Source organism: Pantoea sp. B9002 (assembly GCF_013385945.1).
In the GTDB taxonomy this organism is placed as follows: Bacteria; Pseudomonadota; Gammaproteobacteria; order Enterobacterales; family Enterobacteriaceae; genus Pantoea.
Map to the genome: position 1 here is coordinate 13010 of NZ_JACAPA010000028.1, position 12334 is coordinate 25343.

Genomic DNA, 12334 nt, shown 5'->3' on the forward strand with positions numbered 1-12334 from the left:
TGCAGGATGGTTCCATGATTTTATTAGTTAGGTTTATTTTGTTATTGTTATTTTCATTTCTTGCAGGATGTTCTGTAAACAATGCTTCATTAAAGTACAAAAAGGATACTTCATCTGAGACTGAGTGGGGCTATAAGAAATTACCTTATGATGAATGGAAGTTTTTATTTATTTACCCTAAGTCGCTTCCTGCATTAGCAACTCAGGCGTTGATGGTCGATGGTGCAGGCTATGTAACCGCATATCAATATGTTGATGGCACTGAATCCAGTGATGTTAGTATTGGGCGATGGAATGATCGTCTGGGTGGCACCCAAGCCCACTATAACAAAGGAAAGTCTCTCCCTGTAATGCTGAAATTTTGCTGGGATTCCGTGATAGATAAAAAGAACTATGAAACGGTAGTAATGTTTAAGCAGGGGACATGGAATCAGATGGTGACACCCTATAATGACAGTCGCTGGAACGAAATTTATTACCGTTCAACCATGATTATTGGGCTGGCTCCAGGTGGAAGTGTCAGTGTGTGGTTAGGTGATCGCGGCAATCCGGTAGTCCTTCAATCTGATGCAAAAATAACTACAGTCTCTGGTGATAAATTGACGATATGTAAGGGGGTTACGAAACACCCTAATGGGTACACTTATTATGGCGATACGCCAGAGTTTGTTAAAGGGAAAACCTATCCTTACGGAAATTGGTAATCTTACTCCCAAAAGCTACTTTTAATGAGCATTCAAAATGAATAAAAAATATCTCATAACATTTCTGCCAATAATGGTCGCTCTAAATGGTTGTACAACACCATCAAAAGAATCTGCGTGCGCCAATATGGCAGGGCAATATCAATCCATAGATTCTCCACTAGCTCTAAAAGATAAAATGAAAACAACTGTTTATCTAAAACGAATCAGTAATACTTCCAATGGATTCTATGGCGTTATGGATGTCGTTAAATTTCAAGCGGCTCTACAGCCAATGGTGAGAGAGAACCCGCAATGTGAAGTCATATTTGACAGAGTACACATAGTTTACACTCCAGACTCCAGCCGTTATGGTTGTAATTATGCAATGATAGACAATGCAGATAAATCTAGATTTTTCTGTTTAAAAAAAATATCAAATAAAACCCCTAGTCGATTTGATGTTGTTTTTGATGAAATCAGAAAGGAACCATTTTTTAATAACATGTCAGAAGTGAATTCTGTTATTGAATGGAATCATGAATTGTAGTTGTGCACGTTCTACCTCCGCATTTATTTTTTTTCGCTTATGTCAAGATTTCAATTAAATAAAATATCTTGTTAAGGTTTAACTATGGCTAAAGGGTTTGTTTTGCTGGGTGACAAAACCACCCATGGTGGAGAAGTTATTACTGCGTCATCAACCACGATTGTAAACGGCAAGAAAGTCGCCCTTATCGGCGATGAGATCCGTTGTCCAATTCCTGGACATGGGATTAACGCTATTATTGAGGGTTCCCCTGAATGGAACTCAGATGGAAAAGCTATTGTGGTCGATGGCTGCCGCTGTGAATGTGGTTGTCAGGTGATCTCAAGCGCACCGGATTGTTCAATAGGATAAGTTATGGGCTGGGAACGCAAAAATCCCGTTATTACATGCCTGCCGAAAGAGCCATCACTGAATATATGGCTGATTGCAGGAATTATGGCTCTGCTCGGAAGTATTGCGCTATTTGTGTTGCATGCAAATATGTTACTCGGTCCACTCCAGTTAATGAACGTATGGGTAATATCTTCGGGGCCGCTGTGTTTATGGCTTTTTTTCGTATGCCTGCGCGCTGCGATATATAACGCTGCTTTTAATCGCCACGCATTCGCAACAAATGAAGCTGAATATGCGCAACAAAGGTGGACTGAGTGGGCGGGTCGTTATCTGGCTGTTTTGCATAGCAGAGCCATACTTCCTGACGCATTTACCGCATCGCAATTTATCCAGCCTCCGCCGGGACTTGAACAACATGGTCAGCAAACTCGGCGAATTTCCTGGGGAGAGACTAAAAGTTTGACCATCTGTCTGCGCGACGTGAGTGATTCCCTGCTATCACTGCCTTCAGAATTAACGCTAAACGTCACTCTGTTGAGCGATAGTCTTCAGAGCGATTCAACGCTCCAGCAACTTTTTGATGAATGCTGGTCAGGAATAATGCCTGATACTCGTCCGGTCCCGTTCCTTACCATTTTGCGATCCCACTCTCTTATGGAACTTGAAGAGCGAATCAAGTCACCTGAAATTTCAGTTGAGCTGATAGTAATTCAGCAGTTGCAAGGCAGAGATAAATACAGTGATGCGCTTGCTGTGCTTCTCCTCGCACCTGACGACATCGCAACTAAATACCAGCTTACACATGATGTTCGACTGCTGCGTCCTATGACGCTTGATAGTGGTCGCTTGCAGGAAGAGTTGGATCTGTTCTTCACTACGCAGACCCAGGCAAATAGCACTCAGTTTATCGCTGGTGATCGGCAGGGGTGGGCCAATGATTTTGTTGAAATCCTAAAAGCCAGTGCAGGTACGGGCGGCTATTGGAAAACAGAACAGGTGGGTTGGCTGGAAAACTTTATTGGAGTCAGCGGACCGCTTTCTCCCTGGACAATGACAGCAGTGAGCAGCGACATCGTACGTTTACAGCAGGCAGATTGTTTGATGCTTTCCTCGGATGGGAAGCAAAGCTTTATCAATACCGTTACAACAGGGAATCAGAATAATGGCAACAGGTAGTTCAGTGTGGCGCGGGAGCTGGGGCAGTTTTGGTCTGACGGCAATGATCGCAGTAGCTATTGCCTGGGGCATCTGGCATTACGGCGAATTGATTGGGCTGGAAACCTCTGGGGCAAAATGCCTTTGTTTCGCCGGTGCCATGGTTATTCTGATGCTGGTGCGACATGGTAAAACCTTTGGCACAGCCATTCAGCAAAGCTGGCATCGCTTTCAGTCCAGGCGTAAGCATGAGTTACCCACACATGAATCCCGTCTGGCTCAGACTCCGCCCCGTAATATCATCGTTGAAGAAATCCGCCACGCACTCCGCATGCATTATGGCCATTTCTGGAAACGCAAAGTACGCATCCTGCTTGTCACCGGAAGCATGGCTGATGTTGAACGTCTGACGCCAGGCTTAACTAACCAGCTCTGGCAGGAGGATCGCGGCACATTATTACTGTGGGGCGGCGATCCCGCATCCTCACCAGATGAAAACTGGCTGGCCGCCCTTAAACGTCTGCGTCGTCGTCCAGTTGATGCGATGATTTGGGTTACCTCTGCCGTCGACCATCTTGCCGATACTTCGGGTGTATCTGCCACATCCTTGCCCTCTGCAGCCATGATGGACGCCACCGCGCACGCGTTATCGGCACGCTACGAGAAGCTGGGTTGGCGACTGCCGCTTTATGTCTGGTCGCTGCATCCGCGCGCCGAAAAGCAGCAGGGCCGCATTACTCAGGCTGTGGGCGTTCAGACACTCACAACAGGCAAAAATGATAAGTTATTGTCGGAACTGACGGCGCAGCTCACCTCGCAGGGTATTCAGCAGGCGGCAGGTTCGCCGCAGCATCGTTTCCTGCTGAGCCTGGCAGATCAACTGACGCGTGAACCTGAAACACTCAATGCGCTGATTGCACCACTGCAGAATCCGTATCGACCACTACCACTGGCAGGGCTGGTATTTAGCCCGCCGTCTGAAGGTGCAGAACGCGCGGTGCCCAATCACTGGGGCCGCGATAACCGATGGGATGCGCTGCCGTCTACATTCACTTCGTTGCCAGCACACCTGCGTCCGCAGCGTCGCGGTTTTTCCTGGCCGCGTCTGCTGGCATCAGTGGCGTGCGTGGCGGTGATTCTTTGGGGCGCAGGGCTGCTGGTCTCGTTCACTACCAACAGCAGCGTAATCAGCAATGCGCACACCCAGGCGAAACAGGCCGCAGATGCACAGCAGTCAATGCAGCAGCGTCTGGCGGCTCTCGCCAGCCTGCAGAAAACCATGCAGCGCCTGCAACATCGTGCGGAACACGGTGCGCCTTGGTACAGCCGTCTTGGGCTGAATCAAAACGACGCGCTGCTGGCGGCACTGTGGCCGCGTTACGCGCAGGCGGCGCTGCCGTTGCTGCGCGATGCGGCAGCCACGCATCTGCGTAAAGAACTGCAGACGGTTGCTGACCTGCCGCCAGACAGCCCGCTGCGCGACACCCTCGCCAAACCGGCTTACGCCCAGCTCAAGCTATGGCTGATGCTGGTGCGCCCGGAGCGTATGGATTCAGCATGGTTCAGCCAGGCGCTGATGCAGGACTGGGCGCAGCGCGCAGATGTGGCTACAGGTTACTGGCAGGGCATCGCGCCAGAACTGCTGGCGTTTTACGGCGCGGGTCTGGTTGCGCATCCTGAATGGAAGCTGAAGGCGGACCCGGAACTGACCGGCCAGGTGCGCGCGCTGCTGGTGCGACAGCTTGGCGTCAGCAACAGCGAATCGCGTCTGTATCAGCAGGTGCTGGCACAGGTGTCGCGCAACTATGCCGATATGCGCATGACTGACATGACCGGCGATACCGATGCGGCGCAGCTGTTTAACACCGATGAAGTGGTGCCGGGCATGTTTACCCGTCAGGCGTGGGACGACGGTGTGAAACCGGCGATTGAGAAAGTTTCCAGCGCGCGCCGCGAGGAGATGGACTGGGTGCTGGGCGATAATCCGGCAGCAACCGGCAAATCCTCCTCGCCCGATGTGCTGGAAGCGCAGCTCACCAGCCGCTACTTCGCTGACTACAGCGCAGCCTGGCTGAATTTTCTAAATAGTCTGCGACTGCAGCCTGCGCCAACGCTGTCGGATGCGATTGACCAGCTGACGCTGATGGCCGACGTGCGCCAGTCGCCACTGGTGGCGTTGATGAACACGCTGAACGTGCAGGGCCGTACCGGTCAGACCGGTGGCGCACTCGCCGACTCACTGGTGAAGTCAGCACAGAACCTTTTTAGCAAAGATAAGCGCCCGGCAATTGATCAGAATGCCGGGCCGAGCGGTCCGCTGGATGCGACCTTCGGTCCGCTGCTGTCGCTGACCGACGCACAGGGCAGCTCGTCGTCGATGAATCTGCGCACTTTCCTCACCCGCGTCACGCAGGTGCGCCTGCGTCTGCAGCAGGTCACCAACGCCGCCGATCCGCAGGCGATGACACAGACGCTGGCGCAGACGGTGTTCCAGGGCAAAACCGTCGACCTGACTGAAACCCGCGACTACGGCAGTTTGATTGCCGCTGGTCTGGGGCAGGAGTGGAGCGGCTTCGGCCAAACGGTGTTTGTGCGACCGATGGAGCAGGCCTGGCAGCAAGTGCTAAGCCCGGCGGCGGAAAGCCTCAACGCCCAGTGGCAACAGGCAGTGGTCAGCGAGTGGAACAGCGCCTTTGGCGGTCGCTATCCGTTCAAAAACGTCAGCAGTGAAGTTTCTCTGCCGCTGCTGGCGAAATACCTCAACAGCGACACCGGCCGCATTACTCGTTTCCTGCAAACCCGGCTTAACGGCGTGCTGCACCGCGAAGGCACGCGCTGGGTGCCGGACAGCATCAATGCGCAGGGGCTGACCTTCAACCCGGCATTCCTGAAAGCGATTAACCAACTTAGCCAGATTTCCGATGTGGTGTTCACCACCGGCGAGGCCGGACTGCATTTTGAGCTGCGTCCCGGCACGGCGGCAGGTGTATCGCAGACGACGCTGACCATCGACAGCCAGAAGCTGGAGTATGTGAACCAGATGCCGGCCTGGAAGCGTTTCACCTGGCCGGCGGATACCGAAGCGCCGGGCGCAACGCTGAGCTGGGTCAGCACCGAGGCGGGTACACGATTATATGGCGACATGCCGGGGGGCTGGGGCTTAATCCGCTTGCTGGATAAGGCGCAGGTCACCGCTAATCCAGGCATCAGCAGCAGCTGGCAACTGAGCTGGGCTGCACCGGACGGTCGCGCACTTAACTACATTTTGCGCACGGAAGCCGGTGATGGCCCGCTGGCGCTACTAAGGCTGCGCAATTTCACGTTGCCATCCGATATTTTTCTGCAGAGCGCCGCATCCGGTGCGCCTGAACCAATGAGTGTCACGGAGGACGAATAATGCCGCTTAAATCCTTAATCAGCGCCTGCGGAGCAAACGCTGAAATTCTGCGAATCCAGGCAAAGCAGCAGACAGCGCTTTGGAACAACTGGCTGCAGCCGATTTCAGACGACAATCCCGCCGGTGAAGACCCGACCTATCACGACGGTTTTCAGCAGATGCAGGAGGAGGTGAACCGCCTTTCCGGGGCGGACACCACGCTTATTTGCGAGCTGGCAGAGAATCTGCTCACAACCATTACCAAAGATATCCGCGTGGCAGCCTGGTACAGCTGGGCTCGCCTGCAGCTTGATGGCGAAGCCGGGCTGGCAGATGGCCTGTCGCTGATGGCCGGACTGCTGACGCAGTTTGGCAGCAGCCTGCATCCGCAACGCGCGCGCAGCCGTGAGGCGGCGCTGCGCTGGCCCGCTGGTTCGCGCATGCTCGACACGCTTTCACTCTATCCTGAAGTCACCACGCAGGATGCGTTGCGTACCGCAGGCGCACTGTTGCTGATTGAAGACGCGAGCCTGGAGCATGGCGGTGCCGGTCTGGGCAGTCTGTATGCAGCACTGGAAAATCGTCTGCTCAAAGCGGGTGGTCCCGATGCGGTGGTGCCGCAGGCAGCGGGTGAAGGGGATAAGCATCAAACCATCGGTCCGGCTGCGCCACAGATGGTGGCGATTGCCTCCGGGCGTGAGTTGCTGGATCAGGCGCGCACGCTGTCGAAATACCTGCGCGATCAACCTGGTGGCTGGCTTGCTGCGCACCGTCTGATGAAATCCCTGCGCCACGACACGCTGCTGCAACTGCCGCCGCTTTCCGGCGATGGTAAAAGCCGTATCGAACCGCCTAAGGCCGACCAGCGCGCGCAGCTTAAACGTCTTTGGCTACAGCAGAGCTGGCAGGAGCTCACCGAGCAGGCCGACAGCCTGTTTTCGCGTGGTGGTAACCACTTCTGGCTTGACCTGCAGTGGTACATCCATCAGGCGCTGACGCGCGCCGGCAATACCACGCTTGCCGCCATCGTGCAGGACGACCTCAAAGGACTGTTGTCGCGTCTGAGCGGCCTGGAAACGCTGGCGTTCAGCGACGGTACGCCGTTTGCCGATGAGGTGACGCTCGGCTGGATACAGCAGCAGGTGATGAACACCGAACCCGATTGGGGCGAAGGGACATCAGCTTCTGCCGGTGCCCGCAATGAGGATGACATCCTGCAACTGGAAAGCGAAGCCGTAGAGCTGGCCGATCGCGAAGGTATTGAAACTGCGCTGAACTGGCTGCAGCAGCGACCGGGAACAGCTTCACCTCGACAGCAGTGGCTGCTGCGCCTGCTGATGGCGCGCGTCGCCGAGCAGTTTGGTCGTCAGGAAATGGCGCTGCACCTGCTGGGCGCACTGGATAACAGCGCAGATGACATGACGCTTGCCCAGTGGGAACCGTCGCTGCTGTTTGAAGTGAAATCGAGGCGGTTAAAACTCCTACGCACTCGCGCCGGGCGTAGTGAAGCGGATAAAGCGCGAGTGCAGCCGGAAATGGAACAACTGCTGGCCGGGTTGGTGAATATCGATGCGGCGCGTGCTGTTGTGTTATTGGGTTAACAATTCAAAAGGATATTGTAATGTTTTCATTTCGTATACTCGCTCCGATTATGATGTGTTTATTAACCGGTTGCACTCAGCTTTTATGGACTCTAAATGACTATCAATCAAAGGGATATAACCGCGAAATAAAAATCGCAGACAGGGTTAATGGCATATTTAAATATAACAACATCAGCCTGACAGTAAGTGGGGGAGGAGATGAAAAAGACTTCATCAGACTTCCAGAAAATGGTGTTGGATTTGTGGGTGAGAAAAATATTTACTTTGTGACGGTTAATGGTAAGGAGTTGCTCGCCTTAGATGCGATCATCAAAAATATCCCATTGAAAATGAATGATCATGACAAACACATAAATATCGGCGTGAATAGCTATTATGATAAAAATGTTAATGCTGCCTTTAAGCAAGTAATGAATGTCATGACCAGACAGTCTGTGGATGAATTAACGGCATCGCAAAAAACATTGCTGGAAAGCAATGGCTTTAGAGCTACTAAGGGTTACTATCAGCGACTGGTCAGTATCGAAGGAATTATCATAAACAGACAGCGCTTAGGAAATTCATTCCCGGATGCTTCATCTCTTAATGATAGTTATCAAGTCCGTTTTTACTCTGATTATTTGTCCAGTAATATTGATGCTGGAAAGTTGGCCTTCAACCTTGCAATGACACCTGTTACTTTGATAGGTGATGTCATTCTCAGTCCTCTTTATTTAATTTCTGCGATGCAATGATTATAGGTGTAAATAATTATGCATTATGTCAATAAGTGAGGTTTGAGATGTTCAAAATCATTATTCAATTTTACATTTCTGGCTGGCGCAACACCTTTGATTATAAAGGACATGCGAGTCGGAAAGAGTTCTGGGTTTTCATTCTGGTTAATTTAATGTTTTTTAATTTATACTCTGCAATAACTGGAATGCTGAAGCTGAATGGAAGTGGAATAGTTGACGTCTTATTGTTCCTTTCGATGGGCTTTTCTCTTCAACTTTTATTTATAAGCATCCTTATCATCCCTGTTATGTCTTTGGGCGTAAGAAGAATGCATGATATCGGAAGGAGTGGCTGGTGGTTTAGTGGCCTACTACTGAGCAATATTTTTATTATTCCAGTATTCCTTGGTGTTCTGGTCAACAGTATTGCAAATCTTTACTCATGGGATGTCGCACTCCCTATATCAATTTGGGCAAGCCTCGTATTGAATTTGAGCGTTATTTTTTACCTGACATATCTGTGCTGCAAACCTTCAGTAAGACCATCACCGCTTCCACATTAACGCAATAAAAATAAAATCAGAGCTACGTAATGAAAGATCTCACCCTGCGCTATTACGACACCGAAATGCGCTACCTGCGTGATGCCGCGAAGGAATTCGCCGCCACGCATCCTGACCGCGCCGCGATGCTTAATCTTGACCGGGCTGGCGCGCCGGACCCGTTTGTTGAACGTCTGCTGGAGGGCTTTGCCTTTTCGGTCGGTCGCCTGCGTCAGAAAATTGATGACGACCTGCCGGAGCTGACTGAAGGGCTGGTCAGCATGCTATGGCCACACTACCTGCGCACCATTCCGTCACTGTCGGTGGTGGCGCTGAAACCAGACCTGCCAAAAATGAAAATGGCGGAGGTGGCGCCAGCCGGACTGGAAGTCTATTCGCGTCCGGTTGGCCCGAAAAATACCGTATGCCGCTATCGCACAACGCAGGCGCTGACGCTGAATCCGCTGGAAGTAGCCGGCGTGACAATGGCAACCGAGCCGGACGGGCGTTCACTGCTGCGCATCCGTATTAACGGCAGCGGTCAGGCCGACTGGAATCAGACCGACCTGAGCTGCCTGCGCTTCTGGCTGGGCGAAGACGTGCCGGTTGGTAATGCGCTGCACCAGATGCTGACGCGTCGCCAGGCGGCGTTGTACATTCGCCTTGCTGGTCAGGAAGAGCGAGTGAGGCTCGACGGCTGGTTCAGTCCCGGCGGATTTGGCGACGATGATCGGCTGTGGCCGAAAGGTGATAGTGCCTTCAGTGGCTATCAGTTGCTGCTGGAATACTTCACCTTCCCGGAGAAATTCCGCTTCGTACATCTTAACGGGCTGGAGAACATTACGCTGCCGCCGGGCCTTGCGTATTTCGATATTGATGTAGTGTTCAGCGCGCAGTGGCAGAGCGATCTGCCGGTGACGGATGAGTCGCTGCGGCTGCACTGTGTGCCGGTTATCAACCTGTTCACGCTGGAGGCAGATCCGCTGACGGTCAGCGGGCTGGAGAGCGAATACCTGCTTCGTCCGAAGCGACTCCAGGACGGTCATACTGAAATCTACTCGGTGGATGCGGTTAACGGTTCGGGCATTGGCGGCAGCGCGGATTACGTGCCGTTCTCCAGTTTCCGCCACAAGGGCGGCATGATGCGTCGTCAGGCACCTGAACGCTATTTCCATACTCGTGTGCGCAAAGGAGTTAGCGGGCTACACGATACCTGGCTCATTCTCGGCGGCCAGCAATGGGAAGCGGGGCAGGAGCTGGCCAAAGATACGCTGTCGTTACGCATCACCGGCACTAACGGTCAGCTACCGCGCCGGGCGCTGCAGAGCACGCTGCTGGATCGCTGCGAACAGGTATTACAGACGCCGGTAACGGTGCGCAACCTGTGTCGTCCAACGCTGCCCGCTTATCCACCGGCAGAAGATCGCTTTCACTGGCGCGTGCTGAGCCATCTCGGCTCTGGCTTCATCAATATGATGAGCAGTGCAGAAGTGCTACGCGGCACGCTGGCGCTCTACAACTGGCAGGATGACGAGCTGTGTAACCGCAGGCTCGACGCCATTCTTGACGTGCAGCATCACCGTCTTCAGCGCTTCGAAAACGGTTATCTGCTGCGTGGACTGGAGGTGGAAATCACCCTGGACAGCAACGGTTTCACCGGTGACGGCGACATCAACTTGTTTGGCGAGATGCTCAACCGCTTCCTGTCGCTGTACGCCGACATGAACCAGTTCATCCAGCTCTCCCTTATCATCCGGCCAGAAGGAAAATGCATCCGGTGGAAAGAGAATCACAGCCAGCGCCTGCCCGGCTAATTGCGCAGCTGGGTGACCGGCTGCCGTACATGAACTTTTACCGCTTCTGCCAGCTGCTTGAGCAGAGCGACCCCGATGCACCGGTGCCCGGCAGCGGTTGGCAGGTGCGCCATGAGCCGGTGCGCTTCCGTCCGCATCCGGGCATGGGCTTCCCGGCGGGCGAAATCCGCAGCTATGAAAACCCCGCACGTCCTGGTTTGCCGCCGACGGTGCGCGTCAACTTTATGGGGTTGTACGGCACCGAATCACCGCTGCCAACGCGTTATATCGATGACATCGCCCAGCGCCGCGATGGCCATGAGGCGATGCAGGATTTCCTCGACATCTTCAACCATCGTCTGACCACGCAGTTCTACCGCATCTGGCGCAAGTATTCCTATCCGGCAACCTTCGCGGAAGGTGGCCGTGATAATACCTCGCAATATCTGCTGGGGCTGGCCGGACTCGGCATTAAAGGCTGCGCCGAAAACGTCGCCACGCCGGTGTCGCGATTCCTGGCACTGCTGCCGGTGATGTTGCTGCCGGGGCGTACCGGTGAGGGCGTGAGTTCTCTGGTCACCTTGCTGGCGCCGGATACGCGTGCGGAGGTAAAACCCTGGGAGCCGCGACGCATTGAGCAGCGTAACGTACTGGCGATGAGCGCACGACAGCCGGTAAGCATGAAAAATCGCCCAGTGATGGGGACGCATGCCACCGATGTGAACGGCCAGGTGCTGATTCGGCTGTTTACCGACAATCGCGATGAAGTTAGCGGCTGGCTGCCGGGCGGACAACTGCACGGTGATTTTATGGCGATGCTGCACGTTTACTTCGGGGCGAAGCTCGATGCCCGGCTGGAGCTATGCGTGGAGCGCCAGTTCCTGCCGGATGCCCAACTGAATTGCCGCCGTCCCGATGCCGTGCAATTGGGGCGCACCGCTGTGCTGCCGCAGTTGAGCGCATCACCAGCTATAAAAAACAACGTTATTACTATTCAGCTCGGTCGCTATGAGCGCGTCCGGGTCAACACATCAAGGATTGAGACCGATGAAGAAGGCGATTACCGCTGGTAAAACCCTGCTCCTTATACTATTCGCGCTGGCCGTCAGCGGCTGTGGGCTGACGCAGAAAGTGTCGGATGGCACTGTTTCGATGACCAAAGCCATTTTCTACAAACAGATTAAAACGCTGCACCTCGACTTTGTCGCGCGTGAAGGTGTTAACCGCAACGCGCAGGGCGCGGCGCTGACCACTGTGGTTCGCGTCTGGCAACTGAAAGACCGCAAGGCGTTTGATAGCTCAGATTATCCGTCGTTGCTGGCCGCCGACAGTCAGGCGCTGAAGGCCGATTTAGTAGCGGAGAACTCGGTGAGCGTGCGTCCCGGCGAATCAGTGAGCATCGACGTACCCATGGAAGAGAATGCGCAGTTTGTCGCGGTGGCGGGCATGTTCCTGTCACCGGACCAGCAGAATGAGAAATGGCGGCTGGTGCTGACGCGCGACGACCTCGATCCGGACAAGGCACGCATTATTGAGCTGGGCGACGGCACGTTGACGTTGCTGGCCGTGAAGAAGGATTAAT

The 12334-nt window shown here is 53.7% G+C and carries 11 protein-coding genes; all 11 read left to right on the top strand.

Features of this window, described 5'->3' with window-relative positions; translation table 11 throughout:
- The first annotated feature begins 14 nt into the window (after nt 1-14).
- The 11 genes from HX773_RS14935 to tssJ all read left to right on the top strand — a co-directional run bounded on the left by HX773_RS14935 (nt 15) and on the right by tssJ (nt 12333).
- Entirely contained in the window at nt 15-704 is a 690-nt protein-coding gene (locus tag HX773_RS14935) for a DUF2931 family protein (RefSeq protein WP_176972184.1), read from the top strand.
- Nucleotides 705-741: 37 nt separating this feature from the next.
- On the top strand, nt 742-1233 hold the full coding sequence (locus HX773_RS14940) for a hypothetical protein (protein WP_176972185.1): 492 nt from the start codon (nt 742-744) through the stop codon (nt 1231-1233).
- Between the two features lie 84 nt (nt 1234-1317).
- Nucleotides 1318-1584, top strand: coding sequence for a PAAR domain-containing protein (locus tag HX773_RS14945; protein ID WP_176972186.1), 267 nt, complete (start codon nt 1318-1320; stop codon nt 1582-1584).
- Nucleotides 1585-1587: 3 nt separating this feature from the next.
- Nucleotides 1588-2742 (top strand): hypothetical protein, encoded by a 1155-nt coding sequence (locus tag HX773_RS14950; RefSeq protein WP_061718488.1) that lies wholly within the window; start codon nt 1588-1590, stop codon nt 2740-2742.
- Nucleotides 2729-6118 (top strand): ImcF-related family protein, encoded by a 3390-nt coding sequence (locus tag HX773_RS14955; protein WP_176972187.1) that lies wholly within the window; start codon nt 2729-2731, stop codon nt 6116-6118. Before HX773_RS14950 ends, HX773_RS14955 begins: the two co-directional genes overlap by 14 nt.
- On the top strand, nt 6115-7698 hold the full coding sequence (tssA, locus tag HX773_RS14960) for a type VI secretion system protein TssA (RefSeq protein WP_176972226.1): 1584 nt from the start codon (nt 6115-6117) through the stop codon (nt 7696-7698). The genes HX773_RS14955 and tssA overlap by 4 nt, the downstream gene beginning before the upstream one ends.
- Nucleotides 7699-7718: 20 nt before the next feature.
- Nucleotides 7719-8435 carry a hypothetical protein gene (locus HX773_RS14965; RefSeq protein WP_176972188.1) on the top strand — a complete coding sequence of 239 codons (717 nt, stop codon included), beginning with the start codon at nt 7719-7721 and terminating at the stop codon, nt 8433-8435.
- 47 nt (nt 8436-8482) lie between these two features.
- Nucleotides 8483-8980 carry a DUF805 domain-containing protein gene (locus tag HX773_RS14970; protein WP_176972189.1) on the top strand — a complete coding sequence of 166 codons (498 nt, stop codon included), beginning with the start codon at nt 8483-8485 and terminating at the stop codon, nt 8978-8980.
- Nucleotides 8981-9009: 29 nt separating this feature from the next.
- The gene (gene tssF / locus HX773_RS14975; RefSeq protein ID WP_176972190.1) at nt 9010-10773 is read left to right on the top strand and encodes a type VI secretion system baseplate subunit TssF; all 1764 of its coding nucleotides are present in this window, start codon (nt 9010-9012) and stop codon (nt 10771-10773) included.
- Nucleotides 10728-11825 carry a type VI secretion system baseplate subunit TssG gene (gene tssG, locus HX773_RS14980; RefSeq protein WP_176972191.1) on the top strand — a complete coding sequence of 366 codons (1098 nt, stop codon included), beginning with the start codon at nt 10728-10730 and terminating at the stop codon, nt 11823-11825. Before tssF ends, tssG begins: the two co-directional genes overlap by 46 nt.
- On the top strand, nt 11800-12333 hold the full coding sequence (gene tssJ, locus HX773_RS14985) for a type VI secretion system lipoprotein TssJ (RefSeq protein ID WP_176972192.1): 534 nt from the start codon (nt 11800-11802) through the stop codon (nt 12331-12333). Before tssG ends, tssJ begins: the two co-directional genes overlap by 26 nt.
- Nucleotide 12334: the final 1 nt, after the last annotated feature.

Excerpts from the sequence above, each read along its gene's own strand:
- HX773_RS14935 (WP_176972184.1), top strand. The coding sequence starts at position 15 with ATGATTTTATTAGTTAGGTTTATTTTGTTATTGTTATTTTCATTTCTT.
- HX773_RS14940 (WP_176972185.1), top strand. The coding sequence starts at position 742 with ATGAATAAAAAATATCTCATAACATTTCTGCCAATAATGGTCGCTCTA.
- HX773_RS14945 (WP_176972186.1), top strand. The coding sequence starts at position 1,318 with ATGGCTAAAGGGTTTGTTTTGCTGGGTGACAAAACCACCCATGGTGGA.
- HX773_RS14950 (WP_061718488.1), top strand. The coding sequence starts at position 1,588 with ATGGGCTGGGAACGCAAAAATCCCGTTATTACATGCCTGCCGAAAGAG.
- HX773_RS14955 (WP_176972187.1), top strand. The coding sequence starts at position 2,729 with ATGGCAACAGGTAGTTCAGTGTGGCGCGGGAGCTGGGGCAGTTTTGGT.
- HX773_RS14965 (WP_176972188.1), top strand. The coding sequence starts at position 7,719 with ATGTTTTCATTTCGTATACTCGCTCCGATTATGATGTGTTTATTAACC.
- HX773_RS14970 (WP_176972189.1), top strand. The coding sequence starts at position 8,483 with ATGTTCAAAATCATTATTCAATTTTACATTTCTGGCTGGCGCAACACC.
- tssF (WP_176972190.1), top strand. The coding sequence starts at position 9,010 with ATGAAAGATCTCACCCTGCGCTATTACGACACCGAAATGCGCTACCTG.
- tssG (WP_176972191.1), top strand. The coding sequence starts at position 10,728 with ATGCATCCGGTGGAAAGAGAATCACAGCCAGCGCCTGCCCGGCTAATT.
- tssJ (WP_176972192.1), top strand. The coding sequence starts at position 11,800 with ATGAAGAAGGCGATTACCGCTGGTAAAACCCTGCTCCTTATACTATTC.